General features: G+C 72.2%; 9 protein-coding genes and 1 pseudogene. 1 reads left to right on the top strand and 9 read right to left on the bottom strand.

Annotated elements, in window-relative coordinates:
* Positions 1-351: 351 nt before the first annotated feature.
* The 3 genes from A4V12_RS13450 to A4V12_RS13440 all read right to left on the bottom strand — a co-directional run bounded on the left by A4V12_RS13450 (position 352) and on the right by A4V12_RS13440 (position 6663).
* The gene (locus tag A4V12_RS13450; RefSeq protein WP_064069531.1) at positions 352-4566 is read right to left on the bottom strand and encodes an Rne/Rng family ribonuclease; all 4215 of its coding nucleotides are present in this window, start codon (positions 4564-4566) and stop codon (positions 352-354) included.
* 183 nt (positions 4567-4749) lie between these two features.
* Positions 4750-5532, bottom strand: coding sequence for a TIGR03936 family radical SAM-associated protein (locus A4V12_RS13445; RefSeq protein WP_064069530.1), 783 nt, complete (start codon positions 5530-5532; stop codon positions 4750-4752).
* 123 nt (positions 5533-5655) lie between these two features.
* Positions 5656-6663: a hypothetical protein gene (locus tag A4V12_RS13440; RefSeq protein WP_064069529.1), complete on the bottom strand. Its 1008-nt coding sequence runs from the start codon at positions 6661-6663 to the stop codon at positions 5656-5658.
* 231 nt (positions 6664-6894) lie between these two features.
* Between A4V12_RS13440 and A4V12_RS13435 the strand changes: the two genes are divergently transcribed.
* Positions 6895-8469, top strand: a complete 1575-nt coding sequence (locus A4V12_RS13435; RefSeq protein WP_107415398.1) for a recombinase family protein — start codon at positions 6895-6897, stop codon at positions 8467-8469.
* A gap of 180 nt (positions 8470-8649) precedes the next feature.
* Here the strand turns inward: A4V12_RS13435 and A4V12_RS13430 are convergent, their stop codons facing one another.
* The 6 genes and pseudogenes from A4V12_RS13430 to A4V12_RS38645 all read right to left on the bottom strand — a co-directional run.
* Positions 8650-8838 (bottom strand): hypothetical protein, encoded by a 189-nt coding sequence (locus A4V12_RS13430; RefSeq protein ID WP_064069528.1) that lies wholly within the window; start codon positions 8836-8838, stop codon positions 8650-8652.
* Positions 8839-8840: 2 nt separating this feature from the next.
* Positions 8841-10766 carry a TIGR03960 family B12-binding radical SAM protein gene (locus tag A4V12_RS13425; protein ID WP_064069527.1) on the bottom strand — a complete coding sequence of 642 codons (1926 nt, stop codon included), beginning with the start codon at positions 10764-10766 and terminating at the stop codon, positions 8841-8843.
* Between the two features lie 135 nt (positions 10767-10901).
* On the bottom strand, positions 10902-12407 hold the full coding sequence (locus A4V12_RS13420) for a CYTH and CHAD domain-containing protein (RefSeq protein ID WP_064069600.1): 1506 nt from the start codon (positions 12405-12407) through the stop codon (positions 10902-10904).
* A gap of 41 nt (positions 12408-12448) precedes the next feature.
* Complete coding sequence (gene rodA, locus A4V12_RS13415; protein ID WP_064069526.1) at positions 12449-13648, bottom strand: rod shape-determining protein RodA; 1200 nt, start codon at positions 13646-13648, stop codon at positions 12449-12451.
* Positions 13649-13654: 6 nt separating this feature from the next.
* Positions 13655-15844 carry a penicillin-binding protein 2 gene (mrdA, locus tag A4V12_RS13410; RefSeq protein WP_064069525.1) on the bottom strand — a complete coding sequence of 730 codons (2190 nt, stop codon included), beginning with the start codon at positions 15842-15844 and terminating at the stop codon, positions 13655-13657.
* 19 nt (positions 15845-15863) lie between these two features.
* Positions 15864-16144: pseudogene (locus tag A4V12_RS38645) on the bottom strand (rod shape-determining protein MreD); the annotation flags it as partial.

The raw sequence follows: 16144 nt of genomic DNA, 5'->3' as shown, positions 1-16144 counted from the left end.
GAAGGGTGTTGCGGAGGCTAACAAGGCCGCGCTTACCCCTCCGGCGCGATGCCGACGCCCTACCGAGGAATGCTGGGACCGGTCTGTCCCGGAACCGGGTCGGTCACCGACCGTAGTCTTCGGGCGGGGCCCGCCCACGGCAGCGACCGGCGTCACATTATCAGGAATTTCCTGGTCAATTTCGGGGCCGTTAACCGTTGGAGGCATCGATTCCGAAACAAAATCGCGGTTCGGACCCGGAGTATTCCGGGGTTGAACGGGGAACGTTCAACCGCTGCTCGCCAACTGTTCGGCGGTCGGGAGGCCCCGGTCCGCCGTGATCGCTGTCACGGCGGACCGGGACCCGCCCGCCTACTGCTCGGCCGGGACGGTCTCCTTCGGCGACGACTTGGCGGCCTTCGCCGTCTTCGCCGTCTTTGTCGCCGACTTGGTGGCCGTCTTCTTGGCCGTCGTCTTCTTCGCCGCCGTCGTCTTCTTGGCAGCCGTCTTCTTGGCGGCGGCCTTCTTCGCCGGGGCCTTCTTCGCCGTCTTGCGCGCCGTGGCCTTCTTCGCCGGGGCCTCGGCCTCCGCGGTCTCCGCCTCCGGCTCCCCGGTCAGCGGCTCCCGCTCCTCGGCGGCGGCACCGGACGGCTCGGCCGCGGGGGCCTCGGCGGCCTCGGCCTGCGCCGGGGTGCCGCTGCTGACGACGATGACCGCGGCCTCCGAGGCACCCGCCGGGGAAGCGGCCGGCGCGGTGACCTTGCGGACCACCCGGCGGCGCGCACGCGGCGGGGCGGCCGCGGGGGCCTCCTCGACGGCCGGCTGCTGCTCCTGGACCGGCTGCTGCTCCGGGGCGGCCTCGGCCGCGACGGGCTCGGCCTCGGCCGGCTCCGGCCGGACCGGGGCGGCCGGGGCCACCGGCTCGTCCTCGGCCACCACCGTCTTCGGCGGCCCCGCCGGGGCGGACGCCTTGCGGGTGGCGCGCCGGCGGGTCCGGCCCTGCGGCGCCTCGGCGACCGGAGCGGCCTCCGGAGCGGCCTCCGTGGCCGTCTCGGGAGCGGTCGTCTCCGCGGCCGCGGTGGCGACCGCCGGGAGGGCCTGCACCTCGATGGCCTCCGGGGCCACCTCGGCGACCCCGAGCCGCGGCTCGGGCTCCGCGGCGGCCTTCGGCGCACCGGCCGGAGCGGTCGCCTTGCGGGACGCCCGGCGGCGCGAACGGCCACGGCCGGCGGCCGCCTCGGCCTCCGCGACGCTGGAGTACAGCTCCTCGTCAGGACGGAACGGCTCCTCGACCGCCACCGGGGCGGCGACCTCCGCCGCGAGCTCGGCCTCGGTCTCCGTCTCCTGCCCGGCCTCGGTCTCCACCTCGGCGCCGGCCGTCTCCGGCTCCGCCTCGGCGGCACGGCCGCGCTTCTTGGACCGCTTGCCGCCGTTGCCGCCGCCACCGGCGGTGGTCGGCTGCTCCATGTGCACGATGACGCCACGGCCGTTGCAGTGGACGCAGGTCTCGGAGAAGGACTCCAGCAGCCCCTGGCCCACCCGCTTGCGGGTCATCTGGACCAGGCCCAGCGAGGTGACCTCGGCGACCTGGTGCTTGGTCCGGTCCCGGCCCAGGCACTCCAGCAGACGCCGCAGCACCAGGTCCCGGTTGGACTCCAGCACCATGTCGATGAAGTCGATGACGACGATGCCGCCCAGGTCGCGCAGCCGCAGCTGGCGCACGATCTCCTCGGCCGCCTCCAGGTTGTTCCTGGTGACGGTCTCCTCGAGGTTGCCGCCCTGGCCGGTGAACTTGCCGGTGTTGACGTCGACGACGATCATCGCCTCGGTCTTGTCGATCACCAGCGAGCCGCCGGACGGCAGCCAGACCTTGCGGTCCAGCGCCTTCATCAGCTGCTCGTCGATCCGGTACGTCGCGAAGACGTCCGTCTCGGACGTCCAGCGCTGGAGCCGGTCCGCCAGGTCGGGCGCGACGTGCGACACGTACCCGTGGATGGTGCTCCACGCCTCGTCGCCGCTGACGATGACCTTCGAGAAGTCCTCGTTGAAGATGTCGCGGACGACCCGGACGGTCATGTCGGGCTCACCGTAGAGAAGGGTCGGGGCGTTGCCGCTCTTCGCCTTCTTCTGGATGTCCTCCCACTGCGCCTGGAGCCGCTCGACGTCACGGCGCAGCTCGTCCTCGCTCGCGCCCTCGGCGGCGGTGCGCACGATGACGCCCGCGTCCTCGGGGACGATCTTCTTGAGGATGGTCTTCAGCCGGGCCCGCTCGGTGTCGGGCAGCTTGCGGCTGATGCCGGTCATCGAGCCCTCGGGCACGTAGACCAGGTACCGGCCCGGCAGCGAGACCTGGCTGGTGAGACGGGCGCCCTTGTGGCCGATCGGGTCCTTCGTCACCTGGACGAGGACGGACTGGCCGGACTTCAGCGCGGTCTCGATGCGGCGCGGCCCGTTGGCCATGCCGAGCGCCTCGAAGTTGACCTCACCGGCGTACAGGACGGCGTTGCGGCCCTTGCCGATGTCGACGAACGCGGCCTCCATGGACGGCAGGACGTTCTGGACCTTGCCCAGGTAGACGTTGCCGACGTAGCTGGTGGCCTGCTCCTTGTTGACGTAGTGCTCGACGAGCACGTTGTCCTCGAGGACGCCGATCTGGGTGCGCTCGCCGCTCTGGCGGACGACCATCACGCGCTCGACGGCCTCGCGGCGTGCCAGGAACTCCGCCTCGGTGATGATCGGCACCCGGCGGCGGCCCTGCTCGCGGCCCTCGCGGCGGCGCTGCTTCTTCGCCTCCAGACGGGTCGAGCCCTTGATGGACTGCACCTCGTCGGACGGCTCGGCCTTCTCCCGGGCGGGGCGCGGCTCGCGGACCTTGACGACCGTGCGGACGCCGTCCTCCTCGCCGGCCGGCTCGGCGTCCGGGCCCGCGTCACCGCTGCGGCGGCGACGGCGGCGGCGACGGCGCGAGCTGCTGGTGCCGGCGGCGGACGGGGTGCCGGCCTCGTGCTCCTCGGCCTCCTCGTCCTGCTCCTCGTCCTCCGGCTCCTCGTCGGAGCCCCCGTCCTCGTCGCGGACGGTCTCCTCGGCCTCGTCGGCGTCGGTGGCCTCGCCACGGCGGCGACGGCGGCCACCGCGGCGGCGGCGGCGCGACGGGCGGTCCCCGTACTCGTCGGTGTCGTCGCCCTCGGCGGCCTCCGCCTCGGGCTCGGCCTCGGCGTCCGCGTCGGTGGCGGGCTCGGCCTCGGCCTCGGCCCGGGGGGCCGTACGCGCCGGCTCGGGCTCGGCGGCCGCTTCGGCGGGCTCGCCGCGGCGGCGGCGACGGCGGCGGCCACCGGTCTCGGGCTGCTCGGCGACGGCCTCGGCGGCGGGCGTCCCGGCGGCCTCCTCGACCTCCTCCTCCTGCCCGGCGGCAGCGGCGGCGGCCGCGGCGGCGGCGGTCTCCGGGGTCTGGAACATCGGCTCGGTGAAGACCGGGGCCTGGAAGACGGCCACGGCGGGCCGCGCGGCACGGCGGCCGCGCGACTGCTCGGCCTTCTTGACCGGCTCGGCCGTGAACTGGGGGGCGGTGGTCCGGCGGCGGGTACGGCCGCGCGAGGCGGCTTCCTCGGCGGCGGCGACCTCGGCCCCGGCGTCGCCGGCGGAGATCTGCGCGACGGTACCGGCCGGCAGGGTCTCGCCCGCCTCGGTGGCCTCCGCGTCCTCGGCCTCGGTCCCGGCCTCCGCCGGGGCCTCGGTCCGCGGCTGCGGGGCGCCGGCGGGGGCGGTGGCCTTGCGGGTGGCACGGCGACGGGTACGGCGCGGGGCGGCCTCGGGCTCGGGCTCCTCGGCGACCGGCGCCTCGGGCTCCTCCTCCGGGGTCTGCGCGACCGGGGCCTCGGCTGCCTGTGGGGCGCCCGCCGGAGCGGTCGCCTTGCGGGTCGCACGGCGGCGCGGACGGGCCGGAGCGGCCTCGGGCTCCTCGGCGGCCGCGGCCTCGGCGACCGGCGCCTCGGCGGCCTGCGGCTCCTCGACAGCCTGCGGGGCGCCCGCCGGAGCGGTCGCCTTACGGGTCGCACGGCGGCGCGGACGGGCCGGAGCGGCCTCGGGCTCCTCGGCGGCCGCGGCCTCGGCGACCGGCGCCTCAGCGGCCTGCGGCTCCTCGACAGCAGCCTCGACGGCCTGCGGGGCACCCGCCGGAGCGGTCGCCTTACGGGTCGCACGGCGGCGCGGACGCGCCGGAGCGGCCTCGGGCTCCTCGGCGACCGGGGCCTCGGCGGCCTGCGGCTCCTCGGCAGCGGCCTCCGCGGCCTGCGGAGCACCCGCCGGAGCGGTCGCCTTGCGCGTGGCACGGCGGCGCGTACGCGCCGGGGCGGGCTCCGCGGCCTCGTTGGGCGCCTCGGCGAGGGAGGCCACGTCGGCCACCTCGGCCGCGGGCGCCTCGACGACGACCTCGCCGGCCGGGGTGTCCCCGGCACCGGCCGTCACCGGCGGTCCCGCCGGGCGCGACGCGGCGCGGCGACGGCGGCGCGGCGGCAGCGTGTCGCTGGGAGAGGTGTTGTCCTCGTTGTGGTTACCGGCGGTGGCGCCGGTTTCGTTCGGCTCGAGCATGCGGGCGGTTCTCCCGTCACGCTCCCGGGCGCCGCGTCTGGCGCGGCGCCGCACGGGAGCTGTTATGTCTGGCTCGCCGGTTCCGTACGCGTTGTACGCACGGCCTGGCGAAAGTCTCCTGTGGGTGTACGCGGCCCGACCCAGGTGGCTCCCGAGTACCAGGGCTGCGCTGCAACGACCGCCCTACGCGGAACCTGCACCTGTCGGCTCCGGGGCGGCGGCGGGTCCGGCGGCCTTTTGTGGGGCGGCCGTGACTGCCTCGCGGTCGGGCGCGAGCGGGTCGGTCACCGTGCCGGACTCCTCGTCGAAGAGCCCCTGCGCCAGCCTGGTCACCGCTGCGGGGACCGGCGGCGCCAGGTCGGCCACAGCTCGGAGACCGGACAGGACGTCGTCGGGCCGTACGGCAGGTGTCACGTGCCGAACAACCAGCCGCAGTATCGCACAGGGGCCCTGCCCGGGCCTATCAGACGGCGCGGGAGCGGCTTCCAGTCCTGCCACGGCCGCCCGCGCGTCGAAGGTGCGCATGCCGTTCTTCGTCCTGCGCTGCACCTCGACGGCGCCGGCGGAGAGGAAGGCGGCGACGGCGCGCTCGGCGTCCTCGGCCGCCACGCCCTCCAGGCGCAGCTCCCAGACGGAGGCGGTCAGCCGGTCGGCGAGGCCCGAGGTGCGGGCCTCCACGGCGTCGGTGATGTCGAGTCCGTCCGGCAGCGACTCGTCGAGCAGCTCGCGCAGCTTCTGCGGGTCCCGCTGCTCGGTGAGCGCGATCTCCAGGTACTCGGCCTCGGAGCCCGTGCCGGTGGGGGCGGCATTGGCGTACGAGACCTTGGGGTGCGGGGTGAAGCCGGCCGAGTACGCCATGGGCACCTCGGCGCGGCGCAGGGCACGCTCGAAAGCGCGCTGGAAGTCGCGGTGGCTGGTGAACCGGAGGCGGCCGCGCTTGGTGTAGCGCAGACGGATGCGCTGCACTGCCGGTGCGGGCGGCGGGCCTTCGGGCTGTCGCTTGCCCAGTGGTTCTTCTCCTCGGTGCGGGGCGGGCGCGGTGGCGCTCCGCCCACGAAATTCGGGCGGCTCCCGGGGGTCCCGCCCGGCTCACCCCCGCTTTCGCAGGGAGATCTCGGGTGCGGGCGCCACGCCAGGTGCGGTCGTTGTACTACCCAGACTACGCGCCGGGACGCCGGCCGGTTCCCCGGCCCGTCCCGCCGCGGGTCCGCCGGCCAGCGCGCGCCACGCGTCCTGGCGGGCCCGGCGCACCGTCGCGGCGGCCGAGGCGAGGGCCGCCCGGCCGGCGCGGCCCGCACCGGCGGCGGCGGTGCGCACCGGCCGCCACAGGTGGTCGCGCAGCGCGTGCCCGGCCGGTGTGCACACGTTCCGGTAGCACCAGGCCACCGGCCGGCCCAGCAGGTGCCACCCGAGCCACCTCAGCCCGCGCCCCACCGCCCGGGTCAGGTACCCGGCGGCACGCCACGCCACGACGACCGCGTCCCGCAGTTCCCGGGCCACCACGACGAGCCCGCGGCCGGCCGGGGCGAGCACCCACCGGTACAGCCACCGCGCGGGCGGGACCAGCACCCGGCGCCACAGCCACCGCAGGGGGGCGACGATCCCGTACCGGACGACGGGCACGACGACGTACCGCCACAGGGCCGCCCAGGGCCACACGAACAGCGCCTTCGCCAGCCACACGACCGCGTGCCCCAGCGGGGTGAGGGCCCACCGGTACAGCCACCGCGCGGGGACCACCACCAGGGTGTCCACGAGCCACGCGAGCGCCTGCCCGACCGGGGTGAGCACCCACCGGTACAGCCATCCGGCGGGCTTCACGAGCCCGTACGTCACCAACGCCCCCACCAGCCACGCGAGCCCCCGCCCGAGCGGTACGAGGGCGTTCGCGTACAGCCAGAGCAGCGGGTGGACCAGCACCAGGTACAGCATCCGGCCGAGCGGCCGCAGCACCACCCGGCCGAGTGCCCGGCCGCACACGGCCAGGGCGTCCCAGGCCATGCGCACGGGCAGGACGACGAGCAGCACCACGATCCGTACCGGAATCCTGATGGCGGCCGTCAGGCACCCCTCGGGCTCACGCTTGTCCACGTCCATGCCAGGGGGGACGCGAACGGCCCGGCCTGGGGTTTCTCCCCGGGCCGGGCCGTTGCGCGGACGTTACGCGGCTACCTGGAGAGCCCATCACCCTCCAGACGGCTGGATGAGCACCCCCGACAACGCGCCGGGCCCGACCAGTTGACGTTGACCACGATCAAGGGCCTGATGTGTGTTTCCATGTAAAAGAAAACGAGACAACACCACATTCCATCTGTACTGTTCGCGACCATGAAGCAGTACGACATCGAGAGCGAGTGGACCGCCTCGGACCTGGCCCTCCTGAAAGACCTGAAACGGGCGGAGGCCCTGCTCCCCGAAGACGCCCCGCGCGCACTCCTCTCCGTCCGCCTGTCGGTCCTCACGGAGGACACGACATCGCCGGTGCGGCAGGAACTCGACCTTCGTCTCCTGGCCAAAGAGAAGGGGTACCGCGTCGTCGGCGTCGCTTCCGACCTCAACGTGTCGGCCACGAAGGTCCCGCCGTGGAAGCGGAAGGAACTCGGTGAGTGGCTCAATAACCGGGCCCCGGAGTTCGACGCTCTGCTCTTCTGGAAGCTCGACCGCTTCATCCGTCGCACGACGGACCTGTCCATGATGATCGAGTGGTGCGAGCGGTACGGGAAGAACCTCGTGTCGAAGAACGACGCGATCGACCTCAGCACGACCGTGGGCCGAATCATGGTCACGCTCATCGGCGGCATCGCGGAGATCGAGGCCGCGAACACGTCGACCCGCGTGACGTCGCTGTGGGACTACGCCCGCACGCAGGACTCGTGGCTCGTCGGCAAGCCGACGTACGGCTACGTCACGACAAGGGCGGACGGCAAGCCGGCACTCGCCATCGAGCCGAGCGCGCACCGGGCACTGCACTGGGCCCGGCGCATGGCGCTTCGGGGCGTGTCAGCTCGACGCATGGCCCTCTGCCTCGTCCGCTCCGGACTCATGTCGGCAGGACTCACCACGTCGACCCTCCTCCGACGCCTTCGCAACCCTGCACTCATGGGCTACCGGGTCGAAGAGGACAAGCAGGGCGGGAAGCGACGGAGCAGGCTCGTCCTCGGCAACGACGGCAAGCCGATACGAGTCGGTCCCTCGATCTTCACCGAGGAGGAGTACGAGACCCTGCAAGCGGCACTCGACCGCCGGGGCAAGAACCAGCTCACCCGGCAAGCGGGCGGAGCGACACATTTCCTCGGCGTACTGATCTGCGTCGACTGCTCGACCAACATGACCGTGCAGAGGAGCACGAGCAACGGCCGGAGCTACATGTACTTGCGCTGTGGCAAGTGCAGGGGCGGCGGGCTCGGCGCGCCCAACCCGCAGGACGTGTACGACGTCCTCGTGGGCGATGTGCTGCGCGTCCTCGGTGACTTTCCCGTCCAGGTCCGGGAGTACGCCAAGGGGGCCGAGGCCCGCGCCGAGGCGAAACGGCTCGAAGACGCCATTTCCTATTACATGGCGGAGCTCGAACCAGAAGGCCGCTTCTCGAAGGCGCGGTTCACTCGCGAGCGAGCGGAGAAGACGCTCGACAAGCTCACGGAGGAGCTGAACGCCATCGATCCCGAGACCACGCAAGACCGTTGGATCCTCGTCCACAACGGAATGACCTTCCGGGAGACATGGGAAGCGGGCGGCATGGAGGCCATGGCCAAGGATCTGCGCCGGGTGGGCGTCACCTGCGAGGTGACCCGTACAAAGGTGAAGGGGGTACGCGCCCCGTCCGTACACCTGCGACTGAAGATCCCACGCGACGTCCGCGAACGCCTGGTCATCAAAGGCGACGACTTCGCCGCAAGGCTCTGAGGAGGGAGTGGGGACAGACATCTCCGGGCGCTCGGCCGGCCAGACCCGGGGGATGCCCCTGCTTCCGGAGCCGACGGCCACGCTGGACCACGCCCGACCGGGCGATGTCCCGTGCGTCTGCAGCTTGGCCGGAAACGCCGGGAGGCGCCCGGACGAGATCGTCCGAACGCCTCTCTTCGCCTACACCCACTCGACCGCCGAGACGATGTCCGAGTCATGCCGAGGGGCGGCAAGCGGCGTGCGCCGCTGCTGGCGGGGAGCCTGCTCGCGCTGCTTCGCGCCGAGCCCTCGCAGAGCTTCGGCACGGCCCGCCTCGGGAAGGTCGGCAAGCGCCTCAGCCATCCGCTGGATGACATCGCCGCTGGTCACACCTACTTCTTGACCGTCAGCGGCAGCAGCTTCTTGCCCGTAGGACCGACCTGAATCTCGGTCTGCATGGCAGGGCAGACGCCGCAGTCGAAGCACGGCGTCCAGCGGCAGTCCTCGACCTCGGTCTCGTCGAGGGCGTCCTGCCAGTCCTCCCAGAGCCAGTCCTTGTCGAGACCGGAGTCCAGGTGGTCCCAGGGCAGGACCTCCTCGTAGGTGCGCTCGCGGGTGGTGTACCAGTCGACGTCCACGCCGAAGGCGGGCAGCGTCTTCTCGGCGCAGGCCATCCAGCGGTCGTAGGAGAAGTGCTCGCGCCAGCCGTCGAAGCGGCCGCCGTCCTCGTAGACGGCGCGGATGACGGCGCCGACGCGGCGGTCGCCGCGCGAGAGGAGGCCCTCGACGATGCCGGGCTTGCCGTCGTGGTAGCGGAAGCCGATGGAGCGGCCGTACTTCTTGTCGCCGCGGATCTTGTCGCGGAGCTTCTCCAGGCGGGCGTCGGTCTCCTCGGCGGACAGCTGCGGGGCCCACTGGAAGGGGGTGTGCGGCTTGGGCACGAACCCGCCGATGGAGACGGTGCAGCGGATGTCGTTCTGGCCGGAGACCTCGCGGCCCTTCTGGATGACGTTCATCGCCATGTCGGCGATCTGGAGGACGTCGTCGTCGGTCTCGGTGGGCAGACCGCACATGAAGTACAGCTTCACCTGACGCCAGCCGTTGCCGTAGGCGGTGGCGACGGTGCGGATCAGGTCCTCCTCCGAGACCATCTTGTTGATGACCTTGCGCATCCGCTCGGAGCCGCCCTCGGGGGCGAAGGTCAGTCCGGAGCGGCGGCCGTTCCTGGTCAGCTCGTTGGCGAGGTCGACGTTGAACGCGTCCACCCGGGTGGAGGGCAGCGACAGGCCGATCTTGTCGTCCTCGTAGCGGTCGGCGAGGCCCTTGGCGATGTCACCGATCTCGGAGTGGTCGGCGGAGGAGAGCGACAGCAGGCCGACCTCCTCGAAGCCGGTCGCCTTGAGACCCTTCTCGACCATGTCGCCGATGCCGGTGATGCTTCGCTCCCGCACGGGGCGCGTGATCATGCCGGCCTGGCAGAAACGGCAGCCGCGGGTGCAGCCGCGGAAGATCTCCACGCTCATCCGCTCGTGGACGGTCTCGGCGAGCGGGACGAGCGGCTGCTTGGGGTAGGGCCACTCGTCGAGGTCCATGACGGTGTGCTTGGACACCCGCCACGGCACGCCCGACCTGTTCGGTACGACCCGGCCGATACGGCCGTCGGGGAGGTACTCGACGTCGTAGAACGCCGGGATGTACACGGAGCCGGTCCTGGCGAGGCGGAGGAGGACCTCCTCGCGGCCGCCGGGGCGGCCCTCGGCCTTCCAGGCGCGGATGATCCCGGTCATGTCGAGCACGGCCTGCTCGCCGTCACCGATGATCGCGGCGTCGATGAAGTCGGCGATCGGCTCGGGGTTGAAGGCCGCGTGGCCGCCCGCGAGCACGATCGGGTCGTCGAGCGTGCGGTCCCTGGACTCCAGCGGGATGCCCGCGAGGTCCAGCGCCGTGAGCATGTTGGTGTAGCCCAGCTCGGTGGAGAAGCTCAGGCCGAAGACGTCGAACGCCTTGACCGGCCGGTGGCTGTCCACGGTGAACTGCGGCACGCGGTGCTCGCGCATCAGGGCCTCGAGGTCGGGCCACACGCTGTACGTGCGCTCGGCGAGGACGCCCTCGCGCTCGTTGAGTACCTCGTAGAGGATCATGACGCCCTGGTTGGGCAGCCCGACCTCGTAGGCGTCCGGGTACATGAGCGCCCAGCGCACGTCGCAGTTGTCCCACTCCTTGACCGTGGAGTTGAGTTCACCGCCGACGTACTGGATCGGCTTCTGCACATGCGGAAGCAGAGCTTCGAGCTGAGGGAAGACGGACTCGGCAGGCATCTCGCGAACCTTCGTGAGCTGGCAGGGCGACTCTCAAGCGTAACCCGCTCGGAGTCGCCCTCCTGACGACGATCACGGCGCCCCCAAGTGGGCGGGGAGCCGGCGCTCCGGCACGAGGGGCGGGACGCCCGCCGGTCACTTCCGCAGCTTGGCCGGCACCGAGGCCCTGGCCCACACCCCGGGCAGCTCCCTCTCGCGCTCCGCCGCGCCCGCCTCCTCCTCGCCGTACAGCAGGCCCCAGGTGAAGGCGGTCTCGCCGGAGAGGTGGGCCTGGATGGCGAGGTCGCGGAGGGTGGCGCGGGCGACGACGCTGTCCTGGTGGTCGCCGAGGACCTTCTGCACGGCCTTGACCCGCTTGACGAACCGGCGCGCGGGTCCGCCCAGCACCGGGACGGCCGTCTCGCCGGCGTACCGGGCGCGCTTGGCGGCCTTGCGGGCCTCGTGCAGGGCGACGTCGCGGTCGTGGCCGGCGGGGAGGGCGAGCGCGCGGTCGACGCGGGCGGAGAGCCGGGCGTGTTCCTTGCGGATCGCGCGGGCCAGCACGGCGTCCGCGTCCTTACGGGCGGCGGGGCGCAGCGGTGGGTCGGCGAGCAGGGCGTCGAGGGAGTCCAGGAGGGCGGTGTAGCGGTCGCTGTCGAGGGCGGCGAGGGTGCGGCCGCGCGACCCGGTCCGGCCGGCGGCGTCCCAGGCGCGCAGCCGGCTGCGGACGGGTCCGAGGAGGAGGGTGACGGGCAGCGCGTCGATGCGGGCGGTGAGCCGCTCGGCGAGGACCTCCTGGTCGCGGTCGACGCCGAGCTCGTGGGCGAGCCACTTCAGCTCGTCGGCGACGGGTCCGGTGACGGCGGGGTCGAGGACCTTCTTGTACGTGCGGAAGGCGCTGCGCAGACGGCGGGTGGCGACGCGCATCCGGTGGACGGAGTCGGGCAGGTCGCGGCGTACGGCGGCGTCGTGGGTGACCAGCTCACCGGTGTGTTTGCGCAGGTGGGCGAGGACGCGGCCGCCGGCGGTGCCGTCCTCCTCGGGGGGCTCGGCCGGTCGCCATCCGGTGTCCCGGAGTGCCTTGGCGAGCTTGGAGGGCGTACCGGAGGGCTTGAGGCCCTTCTTGCGGAGCCGCTTGCCGACGGTGTCGAGGAAGGCGGGGTCGCCGCCGTCGGCGAGCTCCACCTCGATCTCGGTCCACTCGACGGTGCCGGTGTCCCCGCCGGTGAGGCGTTCGGCGCGGACGGTGTCGGTGCTGGCCTCGGCGAGGAGGGCGCCGTCGCCGTCGACGAGGTGGCGCACGTCGCGGCGTGACCTCAGCCGGACCAGCGGGACGAGGGGGGCGCCGCGGGTCCTGGCGCGGACGAGGCCGGCCAGGGGGGCGGGCACGTCGTCCTCCAGCGGGGCGTGCAGTTCGTCCCGCTCCCCGGGGGCGACCGGCAGTTTCAGGTGCCAGCCGGCGTCCTTGCCGCCGGTGCGGCGGCGCAGGGTGATGGACGCCGCGGCGAGGCGGAGGTCCTCGGTGTCGTAGTAGACGGCGTCCAGTTCGCTGACGCCCTTGTCGAGGACCTCCGCTACGCCGCTCACACCGGTGAGGTCCGGGAGCCGGGTGCCGGGGTCGGCTTCGTACTTCCGCTCGATCTCGCGTTTCGCGTGCGCCATCATTCGAAACTAAGTGCCCCCGACCGGCCGTTTCATGCGGTCTACGCGGTGAGTGGTCGTTGCACCCTGATCGACTGGAGCAGTCCGATCGCGACCCAGACCGCGAACATGGACGATCCGCCGTACGACACGAACGGCAGCGGCAGGCCGGCGACCGGCATGATGCCGAGGGTCATGCCGATGTTCTCGAAGGACTGGAAGGCGAACCAGGCGATGATCCCGGCGGCGACGATCGTGCCGTACAGCTCGGTGGTCTCGCGGGCGATGCGGCAGGCGCGCCAGAGGACCACGCCGAGGAGCGCGATGATCGTTACGCCGCCGATGAAGCCGAGTTCCTCGCCGGCGACGGTGAAGATGAAGTCGGTCTGCTGTTCGGGGACGAACTGGCCGGTGGTCTGGTGGCCGTTGAACAGTCCGGCCCCGTACAGGCCGCCGGATCCGATGGCGATGCGTGCCTGGTTGGTGTTGTAGCCGGCGCCGGCCGGGTCGAGCTCGGGGTTGGCGAAGGCGGCGAACCGGTTGATCTGGTACTGGTCGAGGACGCCGAGCGCGGCGACGAGCACGGCGCCGATGACGCCCGCACCGATGAGGCCGAAGATCCACCGGTTGGAGGCGCCGGAGGCGAGCAGGACGCCGAGCACGATGACGACCATGACCATGACGGAGCCGAGGTCGGGCATCAGCATGACGATGGCCATCGGCAGGACGGCGAGGCCGAGGGACTTGGCGACCGTGCTGTGGTCGGGGTGGAGCTGGTCGCCCGCGTCGACCTTGGCGGCCAGCAGCATCGCCATGCCCAGGATGATCGTGATCTTCACGAACTCGGAGGGCTGGAGCGAGAAGCCGCCGCCGATGACGATCCAGGCGTGCGCGCCGTTGATGGTGGCGCCGAGCGGGGTGAGGACCAACAGGACGAGGACGACGGAGATGCCGTACAGGACGGGGACCGCGCCGCGCAGGGTGCGGTGGCCCAGCCAGATCGTGCCGACCATCAGGGCGAAGCCGATGCCGGTGTTGAGGACGTGGCGGAAGAGGAAGGCGTACGGGTCGCCGTCGGTGAGTTCGGTGCGGTTGCGGGTCGCGGACCACACGAGCAGCGCGCCGATGAACGACAGCGCGATCGAGGAGAACAGCAGCGGCCAGTCGAGCCGGCGTGCCATCGAGTCGCGGGCGGTGAGCCTGCCCCAGGCGCCGCGGTCGGGCGCGTAGCGGGAGACGGAGAAGTTGTTCGTTCCGGCCATCGCGGGTCAGTCCCTCCAGGCCGGGGGCGGGCCGGCCAGCTGCTGCTCTCCCTCGCCCTGCCGGGCCGGGTCGACCTTCTGGGAGTCGGGGTCGTACGGCTTGACGGTGGGGGCCTCGATGGAGCCGTCCGGCTGGACCTTGGGCAGTGCCGTCTGCGGCTTGGGCAGCAGGGCACGCTTGAGGTCCTGGTTACCGGCGTCGTCGAGGCCGTAGAGGGCGTCGTAGATGTTGCGCACGGCGGGGCCTGAGGCGCCGGAGCCGGTACCGCCCTGGGAGATCGTCATGACGATGGTGAAGTCGTCGGTGTAGGTGGCGAACCAGGAGGTGGTCTGCTTGCCGTAGACCTGGGCGGTGCCGGTCTTGGCCCGCATCGGGATCTTGTCCTGGGGCCAGCCGCCGAACCGCCAGGCGGCGGTGCCGCCGGGCTCGACGACGGACCGCAGGCCCTTGTCGAGGTCGCTGATGGTCTGGGCGTCGACCGGCAGCCGGCCGTCGGGCCGGGGCTTGATCTCCTCGACCTTCTTGCCGTCGGGGCTGATGACGGCCTTGCCGATGGTGGGGTTGAAGAGGGTGCCGCCGTTGCTGATGGCGGCGTAGGCGGTGGCCATCTGGATGGGGGTGACGAGGACGTCGCCCTGGCCGATGGCGTAGTTGATGCTGTCGAAGGCCTTCAGCTGGTTGCCTTCGAGGCAGCTCTCGAAGGCGATCTGCTCGACGTAGCTGCCGCCCTTCTTGCCCTGCTTGCACCAGGAGTCCTTGTTGGCCTCCCAGAACGCCTGCTTCCACTGGCGGTCGGGGATACGGCCCTTGACCTCGTTGGGCAGGTCGATGCCGGTCTCGGAGCCCAGGCCGAACTCACGGGCGGTCCGGTAGAACCAGTCGTGGGCGTTCTTGTTGGGCTTGAGGCCGCCGTCGCGCTGCCACTCCTTGTGGCCGAGGGCGTAGAAGACGGTGTTGCAGGAGAACTTCAGGGCCTCGCCGAGGGAGATGGGGCCGTGCCCCTTGGACTCGAAGTTGGCGAAGCTGCGGCCGCCGAGGCTGTAGGAGCTGCTGCAGTTGTAGCTGCCGTCGAAGGGGTAGCCGGCGCGGACGGCGGCGCTCGCGGAGACCACCTTGAAGATGGAGCCTGCCGGTGCCTGGCCCTGGATGGCCCGGTTGAGCAGGGGGTAGTTGGAGTTCTTGCCGGTGAGCTTGGCGTACTCCTTGCCGGAGATGCCGCCGACCCAGGCGTTGGGGTCGTAGTCGGGCTGGGACGCCATGGCGACGACCCGGCCGGTCTTGGACTCCATGACGACGACGGCGCCCGCGTCGGCCTTGTACGGACGGCCGGTGATCTTGTCCGTCTCCTTGCGGACGGCCTTCATCGCCGCCTGCAGCTCGTACTCGGCGACGGCCTGGACCCGGGCGTCGATGCTGGTGACGACCGTGGAACCGGGCCTGCCCGGGTCGCTCTCCGCCTCACCGAGGACGCGGCCGAGGTTGTCGACCTCGTACCGGGTGACGCCCGCCTTTCCGCGCAGCGCCTTGTCGTACGTGCGCTCCAGGCCGGAGCGGCCGACCTGGTCGGAGCGGAGGAACGGCGAGTCGGAGTCCTTGGCCTTCTCGATCTCCTCGTCGGTGACGGGCGAGAGGTAGCCGAGGACCTGTGCCGCGCGGGCGCCGCCGGGAGCGGTGTAGCGGCGCACGGCGGTGGGTTCGGCGGTGATGCCGGGGAAGTCCTCGGCGCGTTCGCGGATCTGGAGCGCCTGCTGGGTGGTGGCCTCGGCGGTGACCGGGATGGGCTGGAAGGGCGAGCCGTTCCAGCAGGGCTGGGGGGTCTTGGAGTCGCAGAGGCGGATCTTGTCCATGACCTCCTTGGGCTTCATGCCCAGGACCCCGGCCAGCCGGGTGAGGACGCCCTTGCCGTCGTCCTTCATCTTCAGCAGTTCGGTGCGGGACGCGGAGACGACGAGGCGGGTCTCGTTGTCGGCGAGCGGCACGCCCCGGGCGTCGAGGATGGCGCCGCGCACTGCGGGCTGGACGACCTGCTGGACGTGGTTGTTCTTCGCCTCGTCGGTGTACTCCTTGCCCTGCCGGATCTGGAGGTACCAGAGGCGGCCGCCGAGGGTGAGGAGCAGGGAGAAGACCAGGACCTGGATGACGATGAGGCGGATCTGGACCCGGGGGGTCCGCCCGGTCTCGGGGATGTTGCTCATGACGCGGTTGCCCCCTGGGTCACAGTCGCTTGACGCCCTTGATGCGTCCGGCCCGCGCCGCCCGGTTGCGGGCGGCCCTCATGCGCAGTACGCCGCGCTGTTCGCCGATCCTGAGGCCGGTGCCGTTCGCCAGGAAGCCCGAGGCGACGTCGGTGCCGGCGCCGGTGGACTCGGCGAGGGGATCGTTCTCGGCGCGTCTGGCGAGCGCCATGATCAGCGGCACGGTGAAGGGCGCGAGCAGCAGGTCGTAGACCACGGCGGTGATCAGCAGGGAGACGAGGCCGACGTGGCGGGCGGCGG

Origin of the sequence: Streptomyces noursei, assembly GCF_001646665.1 — a bacterium.
GTDB classification, from domain to species: domain Bacteria; phylum Actinomycetota; class Actinomycetes; order Streptomycetales; family Streptomycetaceae; genus Streptomyces; species Streptomyces lavendulocolor.
This window is presented reverse-complemented; position numbering and strand designations above follow the sequence as displayed.

Bases quoted from the DNA above. Each gene is read 5' to 3' on its own strand.
- A4V12_RS13450 (WP_064069531.1), bottom strand. From the start codon at position 4,566: ATGCTCGAGCCGAACGAAACCGGCGCCACCGCCGGTAACCACAACGAG.
- A4V12_RS13440 (WP_064069529.1), bottom strand. From the start codon at position 6,663: ATGGACGTGGACAAGCGTGAGCCCGAGGGGTGCCTGACGGCCGCCATC.
- A4V12_RS13435 (WP_107415398.1), top strand. From the start codon at position 6,895: ATGAAGCAGTACGACATCGAGAGCGAGTGGACCGCCTCGGACCTGGCC.
- A4V12_RS13425 (WP_064069527.1), bottom strand. From the start codon at position 10,766: ATGCCTGCCGAGTCCGTCTTCCCTCAGCTCGAAGCTCTGCTTCCGCAT.
- A4V12_RS13420 (WP_064069600.1), bottom strand. From the start codon at position 12,407: ATGGCGCACGCGAAACGCGAGATCGAGCGGAAGTACGAAGCCGACCCC.
- rodA (WP_064069526.1), bottom strand. From the start codon at position 13,648: ATGGCCGGAACGAACAACTTCTCCGTCTCCCGCTACGCGCCCGACCGC.
- mrdA (WP_064069525.1), bottom strand. From the start codon at position 15,844: ATGAGCAACATCCCCGAGACCGGGCGGACCCCCCGGGTCCAGATCCGC.